General features: G+C 63.1%; 30 protein-coding genes and 1 pseudogene. 17 read left to right on the top strand and 14 right to left on the bottom strand.

Annotated features, from left to right (window positions below; all coding sequences use genetic code 11):
* Positions 1 to 58: 58 nt before the first annotated feature.
* Entirely contained in the window at positions 59 to 1291 is a 1233-nt protein-coding gene (locus NKK47_RS22465) for an FAD-dependent monooxygenase (RefSeq protein WP_352578286.1), read from the bottom strand.
* 19 nt (positions 1292 to 1310) lie between these two features.
* Positions 1311 to 1556, bottom strand: coding sequence for a zinc-finger domain-containing protein (locus NKK47_RS22460; RefSeq protein ID WP_023677627.1), 246 nt, complete (start codon positions 1554 to 1556; stop codon positions 1311 to 1313).
* A gap of 149 nt (positions 1557 to 1705) precedes the next feature.
* Here NKK47_RS22460 and NKK47_RS22455 point away from each other — a divergent pair, with 149 nt between their 5' ends.
* The 3 genes from NKK47_RS22455 to NKK47_RS22445 are packed head-to-tail and all read left to right on the top strand — an operon-like array spanning position 1706 to position 6114.
* Positions 1706 to 3907 carry an RNA degradosome polyphosphate kinase gene (locus tag NKK47_RS22455; protein WP_352458380.1) on the top strand — a complete coding sequence of 734 codons (2202 nt, stop codon included), beginning with the start codon at positions 1706 to 1708 and terminating at the stop codon, positions 3905 to 3907.
* Positions 3907 to 5439, top strand: coding sequence for an exopolyphosphatase (ppx, locus tag NKK47_RS22450; RefSeq protein WP_352458379.1), 1533 nt, complete (start codon positions 3907 to 3909; stop codon positions 5437 to 5439). Before NKK47_RS22455 ends, ppx begins: the two co-directional genes overlap by 1 nt.
* A gap of 48 nt (positions 5440 to 5487) precedes the next feature.
* A complete protein-coding gene (locus NKK47_RS22445; RefSeq protein WP_352578285.1) occupies positions 5488 to 6114 on the top strand; it encodes a hypothetical protein in 627 nt (208 codons plus the stop codon).
* A 17-nt stretch (positions 6115 to 6131) separates the two neighbouring features.
* On the opposite strand, the gene NKK47_RS22440 is transcribed toward NKK47_RS22445, so the two are convergent.
* The 5 genes from NKK47_RS22440 to NKK47_RS22420 form a co-directional block, all read right to left on the bottom strand.
* Positions 6132 to 6545 (bottom strand): DoxX family protein, encoded by a 414-nt coding sequence (locus tag NKK47_RS22440; protein WP_352578284.1) that lies wholly within the window; start codon positions 6543 to 6545, stop codon positions 6132 to 6134.
* 139 nt (positions 6546 to 6684) lie between these two features.
* Positions 6685 to 7119, bottom strand: a complete 435-nt coding sequence (locus NKK47_RS22435; RefSeq protein ID WP_352578283.1) for a DoxX family protein — start codon at positions 7117 to 7119, stop codon at positions 6685 to 6687.
* A 128-nt stretch (positions 7120 to 7247) separates the two neighbouring features.
* Entirely contained in the window at positions 7248 to 8645 is a 1398-nt protein-coding gene (gene fumC / locus NKK47_RS22430; protein ID WP_023677621.1) for a class II fumarate hydratase, read from the bottom strand.
* Positions 8646 to 8909: 264 nt separating this feature from the next.
* The gene (locus tag NKK47_RS22425; protein WP_352578282.1) at positions 8910 to 9668 is read right to left on the bottom strand and encodes an SDR family NAD(P)-dependent oxidoreductase; all 759 of its coding nucleotides are present in this window, start codon (positions 9666 to 9668) and stop codon (positions 8910 to 8912) included.
* Between the two features lie 113 nt (positions 9669 to 9781).
* The gene (locus NKK47_RS22420; protein ID WP_352458373.1) at positions 9782 to 10564 is read right to left on the bottom strand and encodes an NIPSNAP family protein; all 783 of its coding nucleotides are present in this window, start codon (positions 10562 to 10564) and stop codon (positions 9782 to 9784) included.
* 150 nt (positions 10565 to 10714) lie between these two features.
* Between NKK47_RS22420 and NKK47_RS22415 the strand changes: the two genes are divergently transcribed.
* Positions 10715 to 11326, top strand: coding sequence for a TetR/AcrR family transcriptional regulator (locus tag NKK47_RS22415; RefSeq protein WP_352578281.1), 612 nt, complete (start codon positions 10715 to 10717; stop codon positions 11324 to 11326).
* 49 nt (positions 11327 to 11375) lie between these two features.
* Here the strand turns inward: NKK47_RS22415 and NKK47_RS22410 are convergent, their stop codons facing one another.
* Complete coding sequence (locus NKK47_RS22410; RefSeq protein ID WP_352578280.1) at positions 11376 to 11969, bottom strand: hypothetical protein; 594 nt, start codon at positions 11967 to 11969, stop codon at positions 11376 to 11378.
* Positions 11970 to 12088: 119 nt separating this feature from the next.
* Here NKK47_RS22410 and NKK47_RS22405 point away from each other — a divergent pair, with 119 nt between their 5' ends.
* Positions 12089 to 13219, top strand: a complete 1131-nt coding sequence (locus NKK47_RS22405) for a metallophosphoesterase (RefSeq protein WP_352458369.1) — start codon at positions 12089 to 12091, stop codon at positions 13217 to 13219.
* Positions 13220 to 13286: 67 nt separating this feature from the next.
* Here NKK47_RS22405 and NKK47_RS22400 read toward each other — a convergent pair whose 3' ends face one another.
* Entirely contained in the window at positions 13287 to 13466 is a 180-nt protein-coding gene (locus NKK47_RS22400; RefSeq protein WP_352578279.1) for a CsbD family protein, read from the bottom strand.
* A 150-nt stretch (positions 13467 to 13616) separates the two neighbouring features.
* On the opposite strand from NKK47_RS22400, the gene NKK47_RS22395 reads away from it, so the two are divergent.
* Positions 13617 to 14285: a glutathione S-transferase family protein gene (locus NKK47_RS22395; protein WP_352578278.1), complete on the top strand. Its 669-nt coding sequence runs from the start codon at positions 13617 to 13619 to the stop codon at positions 14283 to 14285.
* Between the two features lie 83 nt (positions 14286 to 14368).
* Complete coding sequence (locus tag NKK47_RS22390; RefSeq protein ID WP_352578277.1) at positions 14369 to 15124, top strand: SDR family NAD(P)-dependent oxidoreductase; 756 nt, start codon at positions 14369 to 14371, stop codon at positions 15122 to 15124.
* A gap of 18 nt (positions 15125 to 15142) precedes the next feature.
* Here NKK47_RS22390 and NKK47_RS22385 read toward each other — a convergent pair whose 3' ends face one another.
* Positions 15143 to 15994 carry a LysR family transcriptional regulator gene (locus NKK47_RS22385; protein WP_352578276.1) on the bottom strand — a complete coding sequence of 284 codons (852 nt, stop codon included), beginning with the start codon at positions 15992 to 15994 and terminating at the stop codon, positions 15143 to 15145.
* A 97-nt stretch (positions 15995 to 16091) separates the two neighbouring features.
* On the opposite strand from NKK47_RS22385, the gene NKK47_RS22380 reads away from it, so the two are divergent.
* The 7 genes and pseudogenes from NKK47_RS22380 to NKK47_RS22350 all read left to right on the top strand — a co-directional run bounded on the left by NKK47_RS22380 (position 16092) and on the right by NKK47_RS22350 (position 19596).
* Positions 16092 to 16553, top strand: coding sequence for a RidA family protein (locus tag NKK47_RS22380; protein WP_352578275.1), 462 nt, complete (start codon positions 16092 to 16094; stop codon positions 16551 to 16553).
* Positions 16553 to 17418, top strand: a pseudogene (locus tag NKK47_RS22375) (SDR family oxidoreductase). Before NKK47_RS22380 ends, NKK47_RS22375 begins: the two are co-directional and overlap by 1 nt.
* A 431-nt stretch (positions 17419 to 17849) precedes the next feature.
* Positions 17850 to 18059, top strand: a complete 210-nt coding sequence (locus NKK47_RS22370; protein WP_010915421.1) for a cold-shock protein — start codon at positions 17850 to 17852, stop codon at positions 18057 to 18059.
* Between the two features lie 344 nt (positions 18060 to 18403).
* Positions 18404 to 18631, top strand: a complete 228-nt coding sequence (locus NKK47_RS22365) for a hypothetical protein (RefSeq protein ID WP_023677608.1) — start codon at positions 18404 to 18406, stop codon at positions 18629 to 18631.
* A complete protein-coding gene (locus NKK47_RS22360) occupies positions 18631 to 19038 on the top strand; it encodes a hypothetical protein (RefSeq protein WP_352503387.1) in 408 nt (135 codons plus the stop codon). Before NKK47_RS22365 ends, NKK47_RS22360 begins: the two co-directional genes overlap by 1 nt.
* Before the next feature lies 1 nt (position 19039).
* The gene (locus tag NKK47_RS22355; protein WP_023722752.1) at positions 19040 to 19204 is read left to right on the top strand and encodes a hypothetical protein; all 165 of its coding nucleotides are present in this window, start codon (positions 19040 to 19042) and stop codon (positions 19202 to 19204) included.
* A 50-nt stretch (positions 19205 to 19254) separates the two neighbouring features.
* A complete protein-coding gene (locus NKK47_RS22350; RefSeq protein WP_352578297.1) occupies positions 19255 to 19596 on the top strand; it encodes a YkgJ family cysteine cluster protein in 342 nt (113 codons plus the stop codon).
* A 32-nt stretch (positions 19597 to 19628) separates the two neighbouring features.
* Here NKK47_RS22350 and NKK47_RS22345 read toward each other — a convergent pair whose 3' ends face one another.
* Positions 19629 to 20549 carry an AraC family transcriptional regulator gene (locus NKK47_RS22345; protein ID WP_352578274.1) on the bottom strand — a complete coding sequence of 307 codons (921 nt, stop codon included), beginning with the start codon at positions 20547 to 20549 and terminating at the stop codon, positions 19629 to 19631.
* 170 nt (positions 20550 to 20719) lie between these two features.
* Between NKK47_RS22345 and NKK47_RS22340 the strand changes: the two genes are divergently transcribed.
* Positions 20720 to 21139 carry a nuclear transport factor 2 family protein gene (locus tag NKK47_RS22340; protein ID WP_352578273.1) on the top strand — a complete coding sequence of 140 codons (420 nt, stop codon included), beginning with the start codon at positions 20720 to 20722 and terminating at the stop codon, positions 21137 to 21139.
* Between the two features lie 86 nt (positions 21140 to 21225).
* Positions 21226 to 21837: a LysE family translocator gene (locus NKK47_RS22335; protein WP_352578272.1), complete on the top strand. Its 612-nt coding sequence runs from the start codon at positions 21226 to 21228 to the stop codon at positions 21835 to 21837.
* 26 nt (positions 21838 to 21863) lie between these two features.
* Here NKK47_RS22335 and NKK47_RS22330 read toward each other — a convergent pair whose 3' ends face one another.
* The 3 genes from NKK47_RS22330 to NKK47_RS22320 are packed head-to-tail and all read right to left on the bottom strand — an operon-like array spanning position 21864 to position 23773.
* Positions 21864 to 22250, bottom strand: a complete 387-nt coding sequence (locus NKK47_RS22330; RefSeq protein WP_352578271.1) for a nuclear transport factor 2 family protein — start codon at positions 22248 to 22250, stop codon at positions 21864 to 21866.
* A 16-nt stretch (positions 22251 to 22266) separates the two neighbouring features.
* On the bottom strand, positions 22267 to 22713 hold the full coding sequence (locus tag NKK47_RS22325; RefSeq protein ID WP_352578270.1) for an OsmC family protein: 447 nt from the start codon (positions 22711 to 22713) through the stop codon (positions 22267 to 22269).
* Positions 22714 to 22762: 49 nt separating this feature from the next.
* Entirely contained in the window at positions 22763 to 23773 is a 1011-nt protein-coding gene (locus NKK47_RS22320; protein ID WP_352578269.1) for a zinc-dependent alcohol dehydrogenase family protein, read from the bottom strand.
* A 96-nt stretch (positions 23774 to 23869) separates the two neighbouring features.
* Here NKK47_RS22320 and NKK47_RS22315 point away from each other — a divergent pair, with 96 nt between their 5' ends.
* Positions 23870 to 24469, top strand: a complete 600-nt coding sequence (locus tag NKK47_RS22315) for a TetR/AcrR family transcriptional regulator (RefSeq protein ID WP_352578268.1) — start codon at positions 23870 to 23872, stop codon at positions 24467 to 24469.
* Positions 24470 to 24699: the final 230 nt, after the last annotated feature.

Below are 24699 nucleotides of genomic sequence, written 5' to 3'. Positions count from 1 at the left end.
CCGGCAGGACAGAGAGGGGTGCTGTCCAGGGCGCTGTCCCTCCAGCCTGTCGTGCGTATCATCGCGCGCCATCGTCCAACGCCCGCCAGCCATAGAGCCAGTCGAGATCGGCGGCGAGTTTTTCGGGCGAGCGCATCGCCAGGAACAGGTTGCGGGCCATCGCCACCGGCCCGGCCGCATGCCAGGCGAGGCGGTTGACGACGCCGCGGCGGGCGACCTGGGCGACGCGCGGCCCCCGCGCCTGTTCCCAGGCGACAAGCGCGCTGCTGAGATCGGCAGGCGAGGTGGCAACGAAACCGGCAAGGGTTACCGCGTCCTCGATCGCCATCGCCGCGCCCTGTGCGGCAAACGGCGTCATCGCATGCGCCGCATCGCCGATCAGCGCGATGCCTTCCGGCGTCGTCCACCGCCGCTGCTCGACGGTGTGGATCGGCCATGCCGTCCATGGCGCGGCCTCGCTCGCCAGACGGACCAGCGCCGGCGCGGTACCGCGCATGGCGCTGGCGAGGATGGCGGGGTCGGCATGCCCCGACCAGCCCTCGGCGATGCGCTCGCCCTTTGTGAAGGCAGCGAGGTTGAAGGCAGTGCCACGGCTGACCGGATAGGCGACCATATGGAAGCCGGAATAGAGGAATGCAGTAACACAATCGGGCGCACCGATCGCCGCAAAGGTTTGTCCAGCGGGGCTGTCGGCGGCCACCGTGGCGCGCCAGGCAAGCTCGCCCGAAAACCGGCTTCTCCGGAAATCGGCTGCGTTGCGGGCAATCGTTTCTCGCACCGACGACCAGACGCCATCGGCGCCGATCAAAAGACAGCCAGCCTCGACCGTGTCGCCATCAGCCGATGCAGTGACGGTAACACCTTTCGATCCGGCTGCGATGTCGGTCACCCGCGCGCCGGCGATCAGATCGATACCGGGCTGCTCCGAAACTCGCTGCATCAGCGCTGACTGCAGATCCGCGCGGTGGGCAACGAGATAGGGCGCTCCCCAGCGCGTTTCGGCCGCCTGGCCAAGCGGTACGCGCGCCAGCTTGCGCAGCGTGGCGGCATCCTTGAGCACGACCGCCTCCGGCCGCACCGCCGTAGCCAGCAGCCGATCGAGTACGCCGAGCTGCCGTAGGATGCGCGTCGCGTTGGGCGAAAGCTGGATACCGGCGCCGGCAGCCTCGAGGTGCTGCGCCTGTTCGAACAGTTTTATCCGATAGCCGCGCTCGGCGAAGGCCAGTGCCGCGGTCAGCCCGGCGACGCCCGCCCCGGCGATGACCACCTGCCGGGACTGCGTTTCCTGCATCAGGCTTGTCGCGAAAGAATCAGGCGGCCTGGTCGAGATAGAGGCAGCCCGGCGGCTGCGTTTCCAACGCCTTCAGCTTCGGCGAATAGCGATAGAGCGTCGAGCAATAGGGGCAGACTTTTTCATTGTCGTCGCCCATGTCGAGAAATACATGCGGGTGGTCGAAAGGCGGATTGGCGCCGGTGCACATGAATTCCTTGACGCCGATGTCGATTGCCGGATAGCCCGCATCGTTCTGGAAATGGGGAATGGAACCGCCTGCCATCGTCGTCTCCTGATCTTGTCGATTGCATCTGGATCATAACCCGTCTCTTTGCAAGATCGATGAAATGAAACTGTCGCAAAAGCCTGTCAGAGGATAAGTTAAGCCGGTTAAGGCTATGGTCGTCGAACGGTGTGGGAAGAGCGGAAACCATGAACGAACTGAAGCCGGTGCAGAACGAATTCATCACCGTCGAGGCGGCGAGCCGCGAAGGCGGCAATCCCGACCGCTTCGTCAACCGCGAGTTTTCCTGGCTGCAATTCAACCGGCGCGTGCTCGAAGAGTCGCTGAACGCCAATCATCCGCTGCTCGAGCGTGTTCGCTTCCTGTCGATATCGGCCGCCAACCTCGACGAGTTCTTCATGGTCCGCGTTGCGGGTCTTGCCGGCCAGGTGCGCGAGGGCATCGTGCTGAAGAGCCCGGACGGACGCACGCCCGAGCAGCAGCTTGAACAATTGCTGCGCGAGGTCGAGCGCCTGCAGGAGGACCAGCAGAAAAGCCTTTCGGCGCTGATGCTGCTGCTCGACAAGGAAGGCATCGAGAGCATCACCCGCGATGCGCTGAGCAAGGACGAGAAGATCTGGCTCGAGGACCATTTCCAGGAGCAGGTATTTCCGGTGCTGACGCCGCTGTCGATCGACCCGGCGCATCCGTTCCCGTTCATTCCCAATCTCGGTTTCTCGATGGCATTGCAATTGCGCCACCGTAAGAACGGCGAGGAAATGAGCGCGCTTTTGCGCCTGCCGGTGGCGCTGAGGCGCTTCATCCGTTTGCCGGATCGCAAGCGCCATGTCCGCTTCATCCCGCTCGAGGAGGCGGTCGGTCTTTATATCGGCAAGCTGTTCCCAGGCTATGAGGTCAAGGGCTCCGGCACGTTCCGCATCATCCGCGATAGCGATATCGAGGTCGAGGAAGAATCAGAGGATCTGGTGCGCCTGTTCGAGACGGCGCTGAAGCGCCGCCGCCGCGGCTCCGTTATCCGGATCGAATTCGACCGGCTGATGCCGCCCGAACTGCGCGACTTCGTCGCTGGCGAGCTTGGCGTTTCGGCAAGCCGCATCAGCGTGCTCACCGGTCCGCTGGCGCTCAGCCAGATCTCGGAGATCGTCGCCGTCGCCCGCGACGATCTGAAGTTCACGCCCTACAATCCGCGCTTCCCCGAGCGCATCCGCGAGCATGGCGGCGATTGTTTTGCGGCGATCCGCGAGAAGGACATCATCGTCCACCACCCCTACGAATCCTTCGACGTCGTGGTGCAGTTCCTGCGCCAGGCAATGGCCGATCCGGAAGTGGTGGCGATCAAGCAGACGCTCTATCGCACCTCCAACGACAGCCCGATCGTGCGCGCTCTGGTCGACGCCGCCGAGGCCGGCAAGTCGGTGACCGCGCTGGTCGAGCTCAAGGCGCGCTTCGACGAGGAGGCCAACATCCGCTGGGCCCGCGACCTCGAGCGCGCCGGCGTCCAGGTCGTCTTCGGCTTCCTCGAACTGAAGACCCATTCGAAAATGTCGCTGGTCGTGCGCCGCGAGGATGGCAGGCTGCGCAATTACGTGCATCTCGGCACCGGCAACTACCACCCGGTCACCGCGCGCATCTACACCGACCTGTCCTTCTTCACCACGGCCCCGACGATCGCGCGAGATGTCGCCCAGCTGTTCAACTTCATCACCGGCTATGCCGAGCCGGCCGAGCAGATGCGGCTGGCCATATCGCCGTTCACGCTGCGCGACCGCATCCTCAAGCACATTTCGGACGAGATCAGTCACGCGCTGGAGGGCAGGCCCGCCCGCATCTGGATGAAGATGAACGCCTTGGTCGACCCGATCATCATCGATGCCCTCTATGATGCCAGCCGCGCCGGCGTCGAGATCGATCTCGTCGTGCGCGGCATCTGCTGCCTGAGACCGCAGGTGCCCGGCCTATCGGAGAACATTAGGGTGAAGTCGATCGTCGGCCGTTTCCTCGAGCACAGCCGCATCTACTGCTTCGGCAACGGCCACGGCCTGCCATCGGACGGGGCGATCGTCTACATCTCCTCGGCCGATTTGATGCCGCGCAATCTCGACCGCCGTGTCGAGACCATGGTGCCGATCACCAATCCAACTGTGCACGAACAGGTGCTCGGCCAGATCATGCTCGGCAACATCATGGACAACCAGCAAAGTTTCGACGTATTGGCTGACGGAACCTCCCGGCGCGTTGTGCTGGAGGAGGGCGAGGAACCGTTCAACGCGCAGGAATATTTCATGACCAATCCGAGCCTGTCCGGACGGGGCGATGCGTTGAAGTCGCATGCGCCCAAGCGCATCGCGCAGTTCAAACGCCGCAAGAAACAGAACGCAGCGACGGGCTGATGATTTCAGCGTCCCAGGGCCGGCTTCAGGACCGCCGACCGCTGTCCATCATCGATATCGGATCGAACTCGATCCGTCTTGTTATCTATGAAGGGCTGGCGCGCTCGCCGACCTTGCTGTTCAACGAAAAGATGCTGGCCGGCCTCGGCCGCGGCATCGTTTCGACCGGAAAACTCGATCCCGAGGCGGTGACGCGCTCGATGGAAGAGTTCCGCCGCTTCCGCGCGCTCTCCGACCAGGCCGGCGCCGAGCGCATGTATGTGCTGGCGACCGCCGCCGCTCGCGAGGCCGTCAACGGCCCCGACTTCATCCACCGCGCCGAGGATGTGCTCAAGACCGAGATCCAGGTGCTGAGCGGCCGCGAGGAAGCCCATTATTCGGCGCTCGGCGTCATTTCCGGTTTCCATCCGGCCAACGGCATCGCCGGCGATCTTGGCGGCGGCAGCCTCGAGCTGATCGATATTGACGGTGAGACGATCGGTGACGGCATCACGCTGCCGTTGGGCGGCCTGCGCCTGCAGGACATGGCGAAGAACTCGCTGACCCAGGCGGCAAGGATCACGCGCGAGCAACTGGCGCGGGCGAAATTGCTGAAGGGCGGGCAGGGCAGGGCGTTCTACACGGTCGGCGGCACCTGGCGAAACCTCGCCCGGCTGCACATGGAAATGACCAACTACCCGCTCGGCGTCATGCACCATTACGAGATCGGCATCGAAAGCGCCGCGAACTTCCTCCGGCAGGTCGCCAAAGCCGAGATCGACAAGGTCAAAGGCATCGAGGGCATCTCCAAGAACCGCCGCTCGCTGCTGCCCTATGGCGCCATCGTGCTGCAGGAGATCATGGCGGCGATGCAGCCGTCGAAGATCATCGTGTCGGCGCTGGGCGTGCGCGAGGGCTTTCTCTATTCGCTGCTCGACAAGGCCGAGCAGAAAGCCGATCCGCTGATCTCGGCGGCGGAAGAGCTTGCCCGCCTGCGCTCGCGCTCGGTCGACCACGCGCATGAGCTTGTCGAGTGGACCGGCAAGGCCTTCGCTGCCTTCGGCATCGACGAAACCAGGGACGAGGCGCGCTACCGCCACGCCGCCTGCCTGCTCGCCGATATCGGCTGGCGTGCCCATCCCGAATATCGCGGCAAGCAATCGCTCAACATCATCGCCCACGCCTCCTTCATCGGCGTCGATCATCCCGGCCGCGCCTTCCTGGCGCTTGTCAGCCTGTTTCGCCACGAGGGCGTGTTCAATGAAGCCGCTCCGGAAATCCGCGGGCTGGCGACACCGCGCTATCTCGAACGGGCCCGCGTGCTGGCCGCGCTGCTGCGCGTCGTCTATTTGCTGAGCGCGGCAATGCCCGGCGTCATGCCGCGACTGAAATGGGAAAACCGCGGCAATGGCGTGCTCGCGCTGGTGCTGCCAGCAGCGCTGGCCGATCTTTACGGCGAGCGGCCCGCCGGCCGGCTGGCACAACTGGCACGGGTCACCAACCGCCGGCTGGTGCTGGCAGTCGAGGGCGGGCCTAGCGTTTCTGTCAAATAGAGGCCCGCGCTATCGCGTCGCGACAGTTGAGGAAAGAAGGGAAACGCCGTGAAATCCAGGCAGGTTCTTCAGCTGTTGGTTGCGGCGATATTAGTCCTCTTCGCGGGCACCGCCAGCTCCCAGACGCTGTACACCCTGTCCGTCGTGGCCAAGGGGACGTTCGATCTGAATCGACATTATCCCAAAGAGCCGGGCGTCAGAACGCCGTTCAATTTTCATAGAATGCTTCGCGCACCCAAAAACAGAGAGAAAATAAACTACTTCGTGTTCAAGCCGAGCGCCGACATATTCAAGCTCATGAAATCCCTCTCGAAGAGCGATTTATTCTCACGCCTCGAGCCGTGTTCGAGAGGGATCGATCGAACTCTTTCCGACAAGGCTCAGACCATCGGCGGGTCGATCAAGCCCATCGTGGGTCGGTCCGATCTGTTACCATACTTGAAGAAACAAGAACTGATTCAATCAGATGGTTATGTGTACGTCGCCATTGACAGCAATCTTCGAAATTACGTCAAGGACCCAAACGATTTTGGATCCGAGTGGGTGGCGATGGCGGTAAAGAAGAAACAGCTCTGTCTGTATGTGGGAGTGGGGGAGATGGGGTTCCGCGGTTTTGCGTCGGTGCCCGTCAATATAAGTCGCCTCGCAAATTTCGTCTTCCTTGACACCAAGTAGACAGGTGCGGGTGGCGCTCAGGCGCGGGCTCCAAGCATTCTGCTGTCGATCGAGTATGCCCCGGCGCCGGCCATTGCCAGCGCCAGAAAACCGCCTGATATGGCGATGTCCTTCATCAGCATCTGTGAATGCATGAAGGTCAGCGTCGGATCGTCGCCACCCTGGCCATAGTGGCCGATGAAGCCCGCCGCGATGCAGAACGCAGCGAGCAGCAGCGCCACGATCGGCGTCTTGAAGCCGACGAGGATGAGCAGCCCGGCGATCAGTTCGAACAGCCCGGTGCCCCAGGCAGCCAGCGTCGGCAGCGGCAGGCCGAGGCCGGCGAAATAGCCGGTCGTGCCGGCAATGTCGGTCAGCGCGTGGAAGCCGGACGGCACGAACAGTGCGGCGAACAGCAGTCGGGAAAGCAAAAGCAGCGCATTGCGGGGCATGGTAACCTCCGTTGTCGGCCGGGTGGCCAAGAGCCCAATCCTAGCAGAATTCCGGTCAGCGGACCGACAGGCACAAACGACAACGAAAAAGGGGCGCGGAAAATTCCGCGCCCCTTTGTTCAGGAAATGCTGGACTGCTTCAGCCGCGCTTGGCGTCGATCGAATACGCGCCTGGGCCCGAGGAGGCCAGCACGAGGAAGCCGCCGGCAATCGCGACGTTCTTCAGGAAATTGATCATCTGCATCTGATCGGCCCATCCGGTGTGGGCGACCAATGCGGTGGCAACGGTGAAGATCGCCATCACCCAGCCGACGATCCGGGTCTGGAAGCCGACGAGGATGGCGAGGCCGCCAAGCAGTTCGATCAGGCCGACGACAATGGCGGTCACCATCGGCAGCGGCAGGCCGAGGCTGCCGAAATAGCCGGCCGTGCCGGCAATCGCCGTCAGCTTGCCGAAGCCGGAAAGCAGGAAGATGACCGAAAGCAGGATGCGGCCGAGCAGGATCGTGCCCGAGGCGCCGGAGGCGGTGCCGGAACCGGCAAACGAAGTGTTGGTGGACGTGTTGGTGGACATGCGTAACTCTCCAGAAGGGTTTGGCCAAACGGCTTGGGATACCCGTCTAGTTAGCGCAGGCCGACTGTTCACCAAAGACGCCAGATTGGTTACGGATTGTTCACCCAGGTAACGTTTTCGCGATCAACTTACCCCGGATGCGTCATGTCCTGCGGCCGCACCAGCCGCTCATAGTCGGCTTCGCTGACCAGCCCGGTGGCCAGCGCTTCCTCGCGCAGCGTTGTGCCGTTCTTGTGCGCCGCCTTTGCAATCTTGGCGGCGTTGTCGTAGCCGATCGTCGGCGCCAGCGCGGTCACCAGCATCAGCGAACGGTCGAGTGCCGCCTTGATGTTGTCCTCGCGGGCCTCGATGCCGACGACGCAATTGTCGGTGAACGACACCGAAGCGTCGGCCAGCAGCTGCACCGACTGCAGGAAACAATAGGCCATCAGCGGATTGTAGACGTTGAGTTCGAAATGGCCCTGGCTGCCGGCGAAGCTGATCGCCGCATTGTTGCCGAAGACCTGCACGCAAACCTGCGTCATCGCTTCGCACTGGGTCGGGTTGACCTTGCCCGGCATGATCGACGAGCCCGGTTCGTTTTCCGGCAGCGACAATTCACCGAGGCCCGAACGCGGGCCGGAACCGAGCAGACGGATGTCGTTGGCGATCTTGAACAGCGCCGCCGCGCAGGCATTGATGGCGCCGTGCGAGAAGACCATGGAATCATGGGCGGCAAGCGCCTCGAACTTGTTCGGCGCGGTGACGAAATCGATGCCGGTGATCGCGGCGATACGCGCCGCCACCTTTTCGGCAAAACCGACCGGCGCGTTGAGGCCGGTGCCGACCGCGGTGCCGCCTTGCGCCAATTCCTGCAGGCCGGGCAGGGTCAGTTCGATGCGCTTGACCGACGAGGCGACCTGCGCCGCATAACCGGAGAATTCCTGGCCGAGCGTCAGCGGCGTCGCGTCCTGTGTATGGGTGCGGCCGATCTTCACAATATGGGCGAAAGCCTTGGTCTTGGCCTCGAGTGCCGCATGCAAATGTCTTAGGGCCGGCAACAGGTCGTGGATGATGCGCTCGGCGCAGGCGATGTGCATTGCAGTCGGATAGGTGTCGTTCGACGACTGGCTCATATTGACGTGGTCGTTGGGATGCACCGGCTTCTTCGACCCCATGACGCCGCCCAAAAGCTGGATCGCCCGGTTGGAGATCACCTCATTGGCGTTCATGTTGGACTGCGTGCCCGAACCGGTCTGCCAGACGACCAGCGGGAAATGCTCGTTGAGCTTGCCGTCGATGACCTCCTGGGAGGCCTCGATAATGGCCTTGCCGATCGCCGGATCGAGCCGCTTCAGCTCCATATTGGCCTCCGCTGCCGCCCGCTTGACGATGCCCAGCGCCCGCACGATCGAGGCCGGCTGCTTTTCCCAGCCGATCTTGAAATTGGCCAGCGAACGCTGCGCCTGCGCGCCCCAGTAACGGTCGGCGGCGACCTCGATGGGACCGAACGTGTCGGTTTCGGTTCTGGTCTCTGGCGCGCTCACGAAGTCTCTCCGGTTTGCAATTTGCAAACGGCGTATCGCGTTGCACAAATGCCTTCAAGCGGAGATTGCGGGTGACGGGAATGCAAATCGGTTGAAGGTGCTGGCAATCTCCCCACTTGAGGGGGAGATGTCGCCGAAGGCGACAGAGGGGGTCGGTAGGTCTTGACGCAACTCCCATAGCGGACGGAACAGGCTGGTGTTCCACGCGAGACGACCCCCTCTGGCCTGCCGGCCATCTCCCCCTCGAGGGGGGAGATCGCAACCTCACCCCGCCGTGTATCCTCCATCCACGGCGAAGATTCCGCCGCTGGTCCATGCCGCTTCGTCGCTGGCGAGATAGACGGCGATGCCGGCAAGGTCGCCGGTTCGGCCGATGCGGCCGAGCGGGTAGCTGCGCTCGACATAGGCCTTGAGCTCGGCTTGCGCGGCCTCAGGCAGGTTTTCGATCGACCTGCGCCGCATCGCTGTGTCGACCGTGCCGGGCGCGATGGCGTTGACTCTTATGCCGCGCGGTCCGAGCTCGAAGGCGAGCGACTTGGTCAGCGAATTGAGCGCGCCCTTCGACAGCGAATAGAGGCTGGACGGCCGCTTCGGGATCATCTTGTGCGCGAAATAGGACGAGATGTTGATCACCGAGGCCGCGCCCGGCGCGAGATGCGGCAACAGCCGCTGGGTGAGGAAGAATACCGCCGTGACGTTGAGTGCGAAGGACTGCTGGAACTGATCCTCGCTGACGGTTTCGAACGGCACAAGGAACGCCACGCCGGCATTGTTGACGAGGATATCGACAGGTGGGCCGCGCCTGGCATGCTCGACCACGGCATCGATGCCGGCGCTGGCCGACAGGTCGGCCGACAGCGTGTCGACATTATCCCCGAGCTGCTTGCGGGCGGCGTCGAGTTTTTTGCCGTCGCGGCCGACGATCAGCACGTCCGCGCCTACGCGCAAAAACGCCTCGGCGATTGCCAGCCCGATCCCGTCCGAGCCACCGGTGACCAGTGCCCGTTTGCCGCCTAGTCTCATCCAACACTCCCGCACGTGCCGCCTTCCGCCGGCGGCATGAACCCCAGAGCAGCGCTGCCTGCACTCGGGGTCAAGTCGCCTGCCTATCCCAGCGTATGAAACTTCGCCTCGTCTCACCGCCCAAGCAGCGATTGTGAGGTTGGCGACAGCCGCAAAGTCTCAGTCGGCTTGGCCATACGTGACTGGACGCTCTGCTCGAACACTTGCCACTCCGGGGAGGCAGCCAAGGCTGCCTCGTGGCGGGCATGTGCATCGGCGCTGGCGAAACCGGTGATGCTGATGAAGACGTTTTCGCTGGCCCGCACGGGCAGCCGCGGAAAGCTGTTTTCGGCATGTTCGGTAACGAAGGCGGCGAGCGGCGACGCGCCAAATGCGGCGAGCACCGGAAGGGCCGCGGTCTGGAAGTCATTGGCGAAACGGGCTTCCAGGCCAGGTTGCAAATAATGAATCCTGATGACAACAATTGCCTGCAAATCACTGCTTGCGCTTGGTTCTTCGGGGTCCGACTGGGGTACTCGTTTCGATCCCGAGAGGTCTAGGCCGGCGCCTGGCCAAGCCGGCTTCAGCACCAGCACGTCGTCGGATGAGATCATCGTGGCGTTGGCGGCGTCGCGCCAGGCAGCCCAGACCGGCCCGTCATAGAAGGCGGTCAGAGCGTTTTTCCGCGCTTCCATACCGTCGAAGCCGCGCAGCCAGACGAACATATCCGGCCGGTCGAGATCGCGGAACTGGCCGATGATGGTCATCCCCGCGGTTTCCTGGCCCTCGATCAGGTGATTGTCGAAGATGCCGATCAGCGTCTCGCGCCGGCCGGGTTTCAGCGTGTATTGCCTGAGTTCGACGACGGGCGAGGCGAGCAGATCGGGATTAGGTATGGCGTTCAAAGGCAGGTTCATCGCGCGAGCTCCAAAACAGGACAGTCATCCTGTTTTACAAAACAGACCGGTTGTCCTGTTTTGTCAATCTGCTATCGTGTGAAGATGTCAGCAGAGATAACCGCTCGCCCAAAGTCGCGGGCTCAAAAACGCACCAACGACCCCGAAGGCATGCGCAAAAAGGTGCTCGATGTCGCCGAGGAGGCGTTTCAGGTACGCGGCTATCATGCGTCCAGCATGGGCGACCTGATGGCGACGGCGGGCGTCACCGGCGGCGCGCTGCACCACCATTTCCCAACCAAGAAGGCGCTGGCGCTCGCACTGATCGAGGAGCGGGTCGCCGCCGCCGTAGAAGAGACATGGATCGCGCCGGTGCGGATGGCTCCCTCAGCGCGCGAGGGCGTGCGCTCCGTGTTCGCGGCCGTCGCGGCGGAGCTGGAGCAGCAGGGTTTCGTGCGCGGCTGCCCGCTCAACAACCTGGCGCATGAACTGTCGCTTGCCGATCCGGATTTCCGCATTGCCCTTGCCGGCATTTTTTCTACCTGGCGTCAGGCGATCGCCGACAAGATCAGCGCCGACCAGCAGGCGGGCCGGGAGCTAGGTACCGATCCGCAGCGCTTCGCAGCGCTCGCCGTCGCCAGCTATTCCGGCGCCATGTCGATGGCCAAGACAGCACAGGACGCAGGCGTGCTGCGTGACTGCCTGATGGCGTTGGAGCAGGGAGTTATGTCTTCCAAAACAGGAACGAGGCGACGTAGCAGGATACTGCACAGAGCCCTCTGACGCCGGCAGGACAGTCGCTCACTATGACCGAGGCGGGGAGGCCGAGCTCTTAATTCGGCAGCGGCTTGATCAGCTCGTAGCCGACCACGCTTTCGGCACTGGTGCCCTCGTCATAGCGCCTGGCCACAACTGCCTGCAGGTCGGGTGCGTAAAGCGCGGTAAACTCGTCCCGCATCTCGCCGGCCTCGCTCCTGATCGTCTGCTTGACCGCGAGCACGGAGTATTTGCATTCACCCAGGCTGAACGTCTCCTTGCCCTTGATGTTGATCTCCAGCGTCTCGGTGCCCTTCGGCGGCTTATTCGGCGCGAGGCGGGCAAACACGATCTTGCTCTTGGCCCCCGCCTTCAGCGGGAACACCTTCCTGAGATCGGAAAACGGGATCATCGCCAGCTGCCCCGTGCTGCTGTCGCGAAACACCTCGATCAGCCCGCCGAACAGGTACTGCGACTGGGGCGATTGCGACTGGTATTTGTTGGCCACGGCAACCATTCCGCCCGCCGCCGGACGAAATTCGCTGTGGATGCCAGGCCTTTCGAGAATGAAGCCGGCCTTGGCCGATTTGGCGTCGATGCACTCGGCGCCTTGCGCTGCGCTCGTCACCGCCAGAATGACCATTGTCATGCCGATGGATGCAGTGTTCATGGCGTCCTCCTCTGCCCGCGCAAGTTGAATGCCGAAAGCAATGCCAGACCTGGGGGAACGTGTCGACACACTTTGCGAGCAACTGGACTGCCGGTCCGCGTCGTGCTGAATTTTAGCGCATGATGCGTCGCATTTCCGCCCGGCCGGTTTCCCGGCGCAGGTTCCTGATGAAGGCAGCGGTCGTTGCCGCGGCCGGCGCCGTTTCGCGCCCGGCCTTCGGCCAGACCGGGCAGCGCATCCCGCCCATCGACGCCACCTTCTTGTTTATCGCTGATGTCCACGCCTGCCGCACGGCGAACGGATTGAGCCCGCATTGCGAGCAGGAGGGCAAGACCGACGCCGCCTTGCTGCGCAACGTCGCTGCGCTCAACGGCGTCGGCGACAGACAATGGCCGGCCGAAATCGATGGCGTTGCCACCGGCCTGCGCTCGACGGGCAACATCGGCACGCCGCTCGGCCTCGTCGTTGGCGGCGACATCACCGATGATGGCGGCGGCCAGATCACCCAGCCCAGCGAGGGTACGCAGCTGCTTCAGTTCAGCCAGCGCTACCAGCAAGGCGTCGGCCCCGACCGCGTTCACATGCCGGTCTATGTCGGCCTCGGCAACCACGACCTCGACCAGAACGGCCCGCGCTCGCATGTCGACTGGTATCGCCGCGAAATGCGCGACTACGTCGAGGTCAACCACCGCCCCGGCGTGTTCTTCAAGCCGCCTGCGCCGGCGACTAACTACGACGTCGCGACCGACTGCTATTCATGGGATTGGGGCGGTCTGCATCTTGTCCAGACGCACCGTTTTGCCGGCGATACCGGCCATGGCGCCACCAGCAGCCTGCCATGGCTGAAGCAGGACCTGGCGACCTATGCCGGCGACGGCCGTCCGGTCATCCTGTTCCAGCATTATGGCTGGGATACTTTTTCGATCGAAAGATGGGACGCCGCCGAAAGAACCTTTGACGACAATGGCACGGGTCCACCGCATTGGTGGAGCGAAGCGGACAGGCAGGCGCTGCTGGCTGTGCTGAAGGGTTACAACGTCGTCGGCATCTTCCATGGCCACCAGCACGCGACGCCGATGATCTACCACCGTGACGGGCTCGACTTGTTCAAGCCGAAGGCCGCCTTCATGGGCGGCTTTGCGTTGGCGCGGGTGACGGGAAACAGCATGGATGTGGTGCTGGGCGAAGCCGCCGGAGATCATGGCGAGGTCACCTTCACCAATGCGTACAGCAAAAGCCTGAGTTTCTGACGGATAAGAGAGGGCGCAAAAAAAGGCGGCCGAACCGCCTTTTTCCTGGTCTGCGAAGGGTCAGCGCTCAAAGCGCCTTCTTCACCTTGTCCTTCACGTCGCCGTAAGCCTTCTGCATCTTGCCGGTGGCCTTGTCGACGTCGCCTTCGGCCTCGGTCCGCCTGTTGCCGGTGGCCTTGCCGGCGGCTCGCTTGACCGAGCCCTTGGCTTGCTTGGCGACGCCTGCCACCTGATCCTTGTTCACCATCGCGCATCTCCTGAACCGTTCGCCCAGGGAAACGGTTGCCGATCGCTTAGGTTCCGGGTTCGGCCGGTCGATTTGGGCCGGCTTCCGGCCGCAAAGCGGGCGGGATAGGGTGTGCCAGAAAGCCCGAGCAGACAGGGCCGGAGAGGGATAATGGCTGAATTCACGCTCTTCATCGGCAACAAATGCTTCTCGTCCTGGTCGCTGAGGCCATGGCTGGCGATGAAGCATCTGGAGATTCCGTTCGAGGAGGGTTTTGTGCGCCTGCGCACGCCCGAGACCGCGGCCAATCTGGCCAGGATATCGCCGACCGGCCAGGTGCCGGTGCTGAACCATCGGCTGCCGAATGGCGAGGTCCGGATCGTCTGGGAAACCCTTGCCATCCTTGAATATCTCGCTGAGCTGTTTCCCGAGAAAAAGCTCTGGCCGGCCGATATCGGCGCCCGTGCGCTGGCCCGCTCGGCGGCGACAGAGATGCATTCGGGCTTTCGCGAAGTCCGCTATGGCTGGCCGATGAATTTGCGCCGGCCGAAAGGCCACAAGCCGCTCGACGCCGAAGGTGAGGCGCAACGGGCGCGCATCGAAGGGCTATGGCGCGAATGCCGCGAAAAATACGGCAAAGGCGGGCCGTTTCTGTTTGGCCGTTTCACCGCGGCCGATGCCATGTACGCGCCGGTCGTCACCCGCTTCGACACCTACGGTGGCACGCTGGCGCCCGACACCCGCGCCTATGTCGACGCCGTGCTTTCGATGCCGGCGATGCGGCACTGGTATGCCGAGGCGGCGAAAGAGCCTTGGCCGGAGCCCGGCCCAGACGAGTAGAGCCGAGCAACCGGCAAGCTGGTCTTCCACTTCGCGGCCCGCGGCCTATCTGAAGATCGGGCAGGGGCCTTGGAGACTTCACAATGACTTCTGTTTCTTCCGCACTGGCCGGCAAGGTCGCACTCGTCACCGGCGCCTCCTCGGGCATCGGCGAGGCAACGGCTGTAGCGCTCGCAGCCGCCGGGGCCAAGGTGGCGATTGCCGCACGCCGCGCCGATCGTCTCGAAGCGCTGGCCGCACGTATCGAAAAGGCCGGCGGCACGGCGCTCCGCATCGAGGCCGACGTCACCAGCAACGACGATGTCACCGCCATGGTCGACAAGGTTGTCACCGAATGGGGCCGCCTCGACATCCTCGTTAACAATGCAGGTGTCATGCTTCTGTCGCCGGCCGCCGATGCCGAACTCGACGACTGGCGCCGCATGATCGAGCTCAACCTGCTGGCGCTGATGGGCGTCACCAAGGCGGCGCTGCCGCATCTGAGGGCCGCCAAGGGTCACATCGTCAATGTCTCGTCGATCGCCGGACGCGTCGCCAATCCCGGCGCCAGCGGCTATGCCGCAACCAAGTTCGGCGTCGTCGGCTTTTCCGAATCGCTGCGCCGCGAAGTCTATGCCGATAAGGTTCGCGTCACCGTCATCGAGCCTGGCCTTGTGCGCACCGAACTCGGCGACCATGTCACCAACCCGGCGGCGAAGGCCGGGCTCGACCAGCGGCTCGCCGCCATGGAGGCGCTGACCGCCGAGGACATCGCCGCGGCCATTCTCTACGCCGTGGGCCAGCCGGCACACGTCAACGTCAACGAGATCGTCATCCGCCCGACCGACCAGGAACGGTGAACGGCGTCAGATATTTCGCTACGCTTCGAATCCCGCTCGCAGGAAATCGCCACACTCCTCGACCAGCCGCGACGGGTCCCTCGCGAGATAGACGCCGAAATCCGCCATCGGCGCCGGCGGCAGGTTGAAGCGTCCGTTGAGGCTTTGGCAGTCGGGCGGTAGTCCTTCCTGCAGCAGAAGCCCGATGCCGAGCCCAGCCCTCAGCGCCGAGATCAGTGTCGCGAAGGTCGACACGCGGCAGCCGATCTTCCAGCCGATCCCGGCCTCGGCGAGCGAAGCCAGCATCCTGTCCTGCCAGGAGCAGGCGCCTTCGAAGATGATCAGCGGAAGCTCGACCTCGTCATCGATCTCGATCATGCGGCTTGCCGCCCAGACCAGCTGTCGTGACAGATGGCCTCGCGGCGCCATTGTGAAGCGTGCCGGATCGGCCATGACGATGTCGCATCTTCCTTCGCCCAGCGACTTGCTGAGATCGCTGCTGCTGGCCGATGTCAGCTCGATCTCCACGGAAGGATGCCGGCGGCGGAAGTCGGCAATGATCAACGGCAGCCGTGTCACCGCCAAATCCTCGACGATGCCCAGCCGGACACGGCCGACCAGCCTGCGGCCTTCTATCTCGCGCCTGGCATCGTCGCCGATCGCGATGGCCTTGCGGGCGAAGGCGAGCAGGATCTCGCCGGCCTCGGTCAGCGTCACGCCGCGCGGCGAACGGCGCAGCAGCTCGGCGCCGACTGCACCCTCGAGGCGCTGAAGCTGCATGCTCACCGCCGCCTGCGTGCGGGCAAGTCGATCGGCCGCTCGGCTCACCGTTCCCGTATCGGCCACGGTGACGAATGCGCGCAGCAGTCTGACGTCGATATCTCCAATCATAAGAATTCCTGATAGCTGTGTCAGCACTATCAGGCTATCCGAAAGCCCGATCTGAATTCAAGGTCTGCTCGCACGAACGAAAACAGGAGCAGCCACCTTGTCCTACAGAAGAAGATTTGAGGAGTTCGGTGTCGCCTGGCCCTCGCTCGAGCGGCCCGCTTTGCCGTTCTCGCCGACAGTTCGGGTCGCCGACATCGTCTATGTCTCCGGTCAGATTCCCGAGATCGGGCAGGAGATCGCCGCGATCGGCCAGGTCGGCAGGGAGATCGATCTGTCTGCCGCGCGGAACGCCGCCCGGCTCTGCGCGGCCAACATCGTCTATTGGCTCGACAAGGAACTGGACGGCAATCTCGACCGTGTCGTGAAATTCGCCAAGCTGACCGTCTATGTGAATGCGGCGGCCGGCTTTTCGGCCTATTCGGAGGTCGGCAACGGAGCATCCGAATTTCTGCTCCATGTTTTCGGCGAGCGTGGCGAGCACGCCCGCTGCTCGCTCGGCATGGCCGGCTTGCCGGCCAATGTTCCGGTCGAAGCCGACGCTATCGTGCATGTTCGCTGATGCACGCCCAAAGCATGGCCTCGGGCCTGATCCCGAGGCTGCGCAGTGAAACAAAAACCAGGAGGAGACTTGGCTTGATTAGCGCAAATCTTGAGGGGCGGAAGGCGCTTGTCCTCGGCGGAGGCAAGGGCCTCGGTTTCGGCGTTGCCGAAGCGCTCGCGGCGAAAGGCGCCGAGATCATCCTGGTCGGACGAGAGGAGGCGACCCTGGATGCGGCGCGACGCGCAATCGAGCCCGCAGGCCACATCTGCTCGACCTTCAGCGCCGACCTCTCCGACAACGACAGCGTCTCCCGGCTGATCCGTGCCGTCGAGGGCGAGCATCAGCGGATCGACATCGTCCTGCTCAATGGCGGCGGCCCGCCACCCTTCGCGGCTAGCGTCTTCGATGCGAGCGTCTGGGAGAAGCAGTTCACCAGCATGGTGCTGAGCCAGATGCGTATCGCCATTTCTTTCCTGCCAAGCATGCGGGCGCGGCGCTGGGGGCGCATCATCGCCGTTTCCTCACATCCGTCCGCGAGCCGATCCCCGGCCTCACCGCTTCGAATGCGTTGCGCGCGTCGCTTGCCGGCTGGGCCAAGACCCTGGCCGGCGAAGTGGCGGCGGACGGCGTCACCGTCAACCTGTTGCTGCCTGGCCGTTTTGCGACGGACCGGACGAAACAGTTCGACGCGATGGACGCCGCCGACAGGGGCGTGGACGCTGCTGTGATCGCCGCCGAGAGTCAGGCCGAAATCCCGGCAAAGCGCTACGGGACCCCCGCCGAATTCGGCGCGGTTGCCGCATTCCTGGCCAGCGACGCCGCCGCCTATATCACCGGCGTGGCTTTGCCGGTGGATGGCGGGCTCAGCCGGGCCATGCTGTGAGGGGCAGGCGGCGCGAATGGTCGCATCACAGGAACGCCCCTCGTGCCTTTTATCTGCGCGGGGGCGTCCTGTTTGTCGTCCGCCTTTTCTCAAGATTGCTCTTTCGAGAACGGCTTTCGACACCGAAAAAATGCCCCGGCGCCAAAATGGTTCCCGGCTGATTGGTTTTTTCGGCGGGCAATAGCCCGGCTTTCGCCGTCCGATGTGCTGGCGCGGGCCGCCGCCGCGCGTCTCTGCGAGTGTGGCAAATCAAAAAATTGACACAACGCGCAAAGAAGTCTATAAGAATTTTGTCGATATTTGTTTGACCGACTTTTGTTATCCGCGTGCTTAGGCGCGCCTTTGGCGAACTTCCCCCATCAAAATCGAGACAAACGTTGTTGTGCATCCGCATGACGGCGAACGAATATTTGCCATGGAAAGGGTTCGTTATGAGCACAGGCACAGTTAAATGGTTCAACGCCACCAAGGGTTTTGGTTTTATTCAGCCTGACGACGGTTCTGCCGACGTTTTTGTCCACATCTCAGCCGTCGAGCGCGCCGGAATGCGCGACATCGTCGAGGGCCAGAAGCTTGGCTACGAGATGGTCCGCGACAACAAGTCGGGCAAGATGTCCGCCGACCAGTTGAAGGCGGCCTAAAACGGAATTCAGCCTCACCGGTGACCACGGATGTACTGGCACCGGTGAATGGCAAATTCCAGCGCACGATCGCGGGGATGTTAAGTCCCCGCTCATGCGCATGAGAAGAACGTTTCTTTGCGCGTCTCTCGGGATGCGCAGGCGCTCTTATGGAAGGTCAGGCGGTGCCTGGCCTTTTTCATTTTTGCGCTTCGACCGCCGAAAGAGCGCTGCTCGACGGCCCGGACGTGCTAAGGACGTTCCAGCAATTTGAAACCGGCTGCCGTATTGCTTTGTGCGGGATCCTGGCCGAAAGACCAGTCTCGCCACTTTTCGGCGGCGTGCTCCGAACCGGGAGAAAGACCTTGACCGCAACTTCAAAAAAACCCCGCGACCAGGCCGAATCCATTTTCAGCAAGACGCGGACCCAGTCGATGTCGCTCGACCGCATCAATTCCGAACGGGATGCCGTCAGCCAGGCCCGCGAAGCCAAGACCGCGCGGCTGCGCGAATTGCGCCTGGAGAAGGAAGCCGACGACATGGCGGCGGCGGTTGCGCTCGCGGCCTCGCCGAAACGCGCAGGCAAACGCTGATGGCCACCAAACGCGTGCCTCAAAAGGCGATCGCCGCAGATTCGACCATCGCCGATGTCGTGGGCGAACTAGACAAGCCGGTCGAATATGTCCGGCGCGTGCTCGAAAAGCTCGAGCGCTGCAGGCGTGTCCACGGCGATGCCCAAGTTCGGCTCGGCGTGCGCGGTCGTGCCGAATGCCCCAATTATCTGATCGAATACGTCCGGGAAAACACCAAGACCCGCGAGCGCGTGACCTTTCAGGATGCCGCCTACAGCGGCAGCACGCATCGCGAGCTGGCGCCCCGGCACATCGAGGAAGCCAGGAACTGGTCGCCCGAAGAAATGAACATCACGGCCGTTTCGGCGCTCATCGGCCGCCTTCGCAATCCGAATGCGCCATCATCGCGTTTCTCTGACGAGGATTGATATGGCAATCAAGTTTTCCGCCAAGGGCCAGCCGGCAGCGCCTGCTGCCGCCGTGAAGCCGGCCAAGCCGGCCGCCGCGCCAAAAACCGGCGAAGCCGCCGAAGCGGGCACCGATCTGTTCAGGTCGCCGGCGGAAGCACCGCCGCGCAAGCCCAAGAAGAAATAGCGCCCTTGCAGCAAAATGCCGACCGGAAATCTGCGCCAAGGCTGCTTGCCCTGGCGGTCGCAGAGGAGTTTTCGTCGCCACAAGAGGGCGCCGGTCCGATTGCCTTCGATTGCCAGACCTGTGGCGCCTGCTGCGCCTACTCGTCCAGATGGCCGCGCTTCTCCACCGAGGATGACGCGCAGCTCGACCTTATCCCGCAAAAATACGTGGCTGCCGACGAAGCCGGTATGCGATGCGACGGCGCGCGCTGTTCGGCACTGTGCGGCGAGGTCGGCAAGTCGACCGCCTGCGGCATCTACGACATCCGCCCCGACGTCTGCCGCGCCTGCATGCCGGGCGATGACGACTGCCTGATCGCGCGCCGGGCTCACGGTCTGCCGACGCTTGAATGACGGCCCGGGCTGGCGTCCCAGTTTGAATTTCGTCAATCAGATGCGCGAAAGTCGCTGCGGTAGATGCCGGGCGATCGTCCGGTCAATCGTTTAAATGCCTGCGAGAACGACGGCACCGATTCATATCCGACGGCGCGCCCGATCTCGCCAATGTTCTGGTTCGTTTCCCGCAGAGCCTTGGCGGCAAGGTTCATCCGCCACCGGGTCACATAGGACAGCGGCGGCTGTCCTACCAGTTGAGCGAAGCGACGCGCGAAGGTGGCCCGGGACTGTGCTGCGCCGCTGGCAAGGGAAGCGATGGTCCAGGGATTGCCCGGCCGCTCGTGGATCAGGCGCAAGGCCTGCGCAATGCCTTTGTCGCGCAAGGCGCCAAACCATTCCCCTGTTCCGAGTGGCTGATGTTCAATCCAGGCACGCAACAAGAAGATCAACGTGCTGTCGAGAAGGCGTGGGGCGACAATGTCGTGGCCGCCGAGATCGCCTTTCGCTTCGACCTGCAGAAGTTCCAGGGCAAGCCGCAGCGGCTCGCTGGTGCCAATCTGATTTCGGGTGAAATGGATCAGCGGAGGAAGCAGCGAAGCCATCGGGTATGGCCCGACGCCGTCGAGTGAATATCTCGCACAAAGAAGAGTTGTCGCGCCGCTCTCGCTTTTCGGTTCCAGTCCGCTCCGATTTGCGGAAAGGACGGCGGATATCGATGCCGTCGGTGCATCCGCCGGATTGCAAAGGGCATGCCCGATACCGCTCGCGACAAGGATGACATCTCCCTCGCCTAAGCGGATCGGCTCTTTTTGACCAGTCAGCCGCAACCAGCATTCGCCGTTCTGTATGACGTGGATGGCGGCATTCCTTGTCGGATCGACTGAAATACCCCATGGCCGATGCAGGGTCGCGCTGCCGATCATGGCGCTGCCAAATCGCAGCGAAGCAAGAAGTTCGGACAAGGCGTCCATGAGAACCATCCTCCAACGATGAATAGGACGACGCTATTAGACGATTGGATAAGAATCTAGTGGAATAGCGTATCGACCATCTCACAGTCGCAACAGATCATGTTGGCAATGTCGGCGTGCGGACGCTCCTGTCCACACCGGGCAGAAGCAGGCACGGGAAGGAGCAAAACATGCGTGACGAACCATCAAATCTAGTTCCAGCCAAGATTCATAGTTCGCTCGAGACCAACAAGATGATCGTCCTGGACTTCATCGATAAAGCGGTAAACCAAGGCAACATCGAAGCTGCTTCGATGCATTTTGGCGAACGCTACATCCAACACAATCCGAACATTGCCGATGGTGCGGAAGGCTTCAAAGCCTATCTGCAACAGCGCAAACAGTCATTTCCCCTCGTGAAGGGAGAGGTGAAGCGGATTTTTGCCGAAGGGGATTTCGTCATCGTGCACATGCACGCAAAACGCGAACCGGAGGAGGAGGGCCTGGCCATCGTCGACATTTTCAGGCTGAAGGACAGCAAGCTGGTCGAACACTGGGAAGTTCGGCAGCCTATTGCCGATAGCAAGATGCACGCCAACAGCATGATCTGAATGCGCATAGGCTCTCAGGTTGGCTTGTGCCCGCACGTTTCGCTGATTACGCTGCCGGCGGCAGGGCCAGCACCGGGAGACCATCTGTGAGCATCGAATTCCTGTTGACGTCGCTGATTGTCGTGGCTTCGCCCGGCACCGGCGTTCTCTATACCCTGAGCGCCGGGCTTTCACGTGGTGCGCGCGCCAGCATCATTGCTGCTTTCGGCTGCACGCTCGGCATCATTCCGCACATGGCGGCCGCCATCACCGGCCTCGCGGCGCTGCTGCACACCAGCGCCGTCGCCTTCGAGACGCTGAAATATCTCGGCGTCGCCTACCTGCTCTACATGGCCTGGAACACGCTGAAGGAGAAGGGTGGCCTGAGCGTCGAAGAAAATGTTGCGCCGCGCTCGGCCGGCAAAGTGATCACTTCGGGCATCCTCATCAACATCCTCAATCCGAAGCTGTCGATCTTCTTCTTTGCCTTCCTCCCGCAATTCGTCAGCACCACCGAACCGCATGCGCTGTCGCAGATGCTGGAGCTCAGCAGCGTCTTCATGCTGCTCACCTTCGTGGTCTTTGTCGGCTACGGCGTTTTCGCGGCGTCAATCCGCAGCCATGTCGTGTCGCGGCCAAAGGTGCTGACCTGGATGCGCCGTACCTTCGCCGGAGCCTTTGTCATGCTCGGCGCCAAACTGGCGCTGGCGGACCGGTAAACAGGAAGGTCGCGGGCAGCGCAAATCTATCCCTTGACATAGCCCATGGCCTCGACGATCTGCCCGTCCGCCACGCGCATCAGGTTGACGCCGCGCAGCGAATTGCCGTCGGCCATCCAGTAGCGCCAGCGGATCGTCGCCCGGTCGCCGGCGACGAAAGTTTCTTCGATGTCGAAGCGCGTGCCGGGTCCGGTCGCGATCGCCGACCACAGTTCGACGCAGGCGCCCTTGCCGATGCGGCGGGCGCCGTCCGGGGCCGGCGTGGTGTTCTCGATCACGCAATCTTCCGCCACCAGATCGTCGAGCGCCGACGGGTCGTGGCGCTGGAAGACGTCGTTGTAGCGCCGCATGATCTCGGCCGTTTCGGCGGAGCGTTTGGCTGCGGCGATGTCGATGATGAGTTCCTGTGTCATTGGATATTCCTTCCCTTCAGTGATCGGTAGCGGTTTCGACGAGGCGGGCCTTGAGCGTGATCACGGCGACGCCGGCCAGCGCCCGCGATACGAGGCAGCTCTCCTTGGCGATTTGCGCCAGCCGCTCGAACTCCGCCGCCGCCAGCCCGGCGACGCTTGCCTCCGTCTCCAACTCGATGCGGGTCAGCGTCGGTCCGGCCACGGTGGCGCCGAGATGTGCTTTCGCGATCGTGTGGATGCGTGCGGGAGTGTAACCTTCGCGGCCGAGAATGGCGCTCAGCGCCATCGAGAAGCAGCCGGCATGCGCCGCCACAATCAATTCCTCGGGGTTGGTGCCGGGACCGTTCTCGAAACGCGACGGGAACGAGTAGGCGCCTTCGAAGACGCCGCTGCCGAGCTTCAGCCGGCCCGAACCTTCCTTCAACGATCCCTGCCATTGGGCCTCTGCTTCACGAATGGTCATTGTGTCTCTCCTTTGATTTGAGGGGTCGATCAGATTTTGGGCCGACCAGTCAGGCGCTGTCGACGACCACTTTCCCGAAGACGTCGCCTTGCTGGAAATAGCGATAGGCATCGTTGGCCTCGTCGAAGGCGAACACCTTGTCGATGACAGGCTTAAGCCGATGCACCGAGATGGCGCGCAGCATGGCTTCGAGGTTGGTGCGATTGCCGACGAACAGGCGGCTGATGGTGGCGAGGCTGCGCTGGTAGACCGGGCCGGGGATCTGCACCGTCCCGCCTTTCGCATCCTGTATGGTGAGAAGCACGATGCGCCCGTAAAGCGCGCAGGCGATCATCGATTGCGCGAAGGTCGGCGGGCCGCCGGTCTCGACGACGAGGTCGATGCCGCCGGTCTGCTCTCGTACCGCAGCACCCCATTCCGGCATGTCGGCGGTCGAGACGACGAGGTCGGCGCCCAGCGCCTGCAGCCGGTCCAGCTTCTCGTTGCGCGAGCTGACTGCCACGACACGGCAGCCGAGCAGCTTGGCGAATTGCAGCGCAAATAGCGCGACGCCACCTGAACCGATGACAAGAACCCATTGGCCGGGCTTCGGCATTTCGGCCGCCGTCACGGCATTCCAGGCGGTCAGGCCGGCGCAGGTTGGTGTCGCCGCTTGATGCCAGTCGAGATGATCGGGAAGCCGCACCGCCCATTGCTCGTCGAGCACGGCGTATTCGGCCAGCATCCCGTCCAGCGTGCAGCCAAGCTGGTCGATCAGACCGGCATTGATGCGGCCATCGATCCAGCGCGCAAAATAACTGCCGGTGACGCGGTCGCCGACGGCAAAGCGGGTGACGGCATCGCCGACCGCAACGACTTCACCGGCGCCGTCGCTCAGCGGAACGACCCCTTGGCGCGGCGCCAGTGGATAGCTGCCGTTGAGGATCATCGTGTCGCGGCGGTTGAGCGAAGCGGCGCGGACACGCACGACGATCTCGTGCGGCTTCGGCGTCGGCTGCGCCTCGTCGCGCATCACCAGGCGCCTGGTCCCGCAGGTTTCTTCAAGACGATAACTGCGCATTTGCCTCTCGCATATGTAGACTGATCTACATATTATATAGACCGATTGTCATATTCGAGGCAAGGCCTATAATGCTCACTCCTGACAGAGGTTGACATGGCGAACGACACCCGCACCCGCATACTCGAGACGACCGGGCTGCTGCTGAGGCAGCGCGGCTACCACGGCACGTCGCTCAACGATATTTTGAGCGCCTCAGGCGCACCGAGAGGTTCGCTCTACTTTCACTTTCCGGGCGGCAAGGATCAGCTGGTCATCGAGGTGACGCGCGACAGCGTCGCCGATGTGACGCAGAGGCTGGACGCCGCGCTCGCTGCCGAAAAGGACCCGGCGGTGGCTGTCCACCACATCTACCAGTCGGTCGCGCGCATGCTGGAAGACAATCGGTTCACGCTCGGTTGCCCGATCGCACCTGTGGTGTTGGACTCGCCGATCGACATGCCGGAACTGGCCGAGTTGTGCCGGTCCGCCTTCGAGCAATGGATAGGCTTGCTCAGGGCGGCCTTCGTCAGGGCAGGGGTGCCCGAGCGACGCGCGCACGCGCTGGCACTGCTGGTCGAATCATCGCTTGAAGGACTGATGGTGATCGCACGCGCCACCCACGACCGCGCCCCGGTGCTGGCGGTAGCCGATGAGGTCGCGGCGCTGATTGAGGGGGCATTGCCGGCCAAGAGTGCCGCTGCCGCGGTGCATTGATATCGCCGCTTGAGCCGGGGCAGCCCGCTATGAAGCAAACAAAAAGGGCGGCATCGCTGCCGCCCTTTCCGTAAGCTTGCGAGATTGGCTGGATTAGAAATCCATGCCACCCATGCCGCCCATGCCGCCGCCGCCCATGCCGCCAGGCATGCCGCCGCCAGCCGACTCCTTCTTCGGAGCCTCCGCGATCATGGCTTCGGTGGTGACCAGCAGGCCGGCGACCGAGGCCG

The organism is Mesorhizobium sp. M0019, assembly GCF_040323975.1.
In the GTDB taxonomy this organism is placed as follows: domain Bacteria; phylum Pseudomonadota; class Alphaproteobacteria; order Rhizobiales; family Rhizobiaceae; genus Mesorhizobium.
The sequence above is the reverse complement of the archived record's forward strand: the minus strand, read 5'-3'. Positions and strand labels throughout refer to the sequence as shown.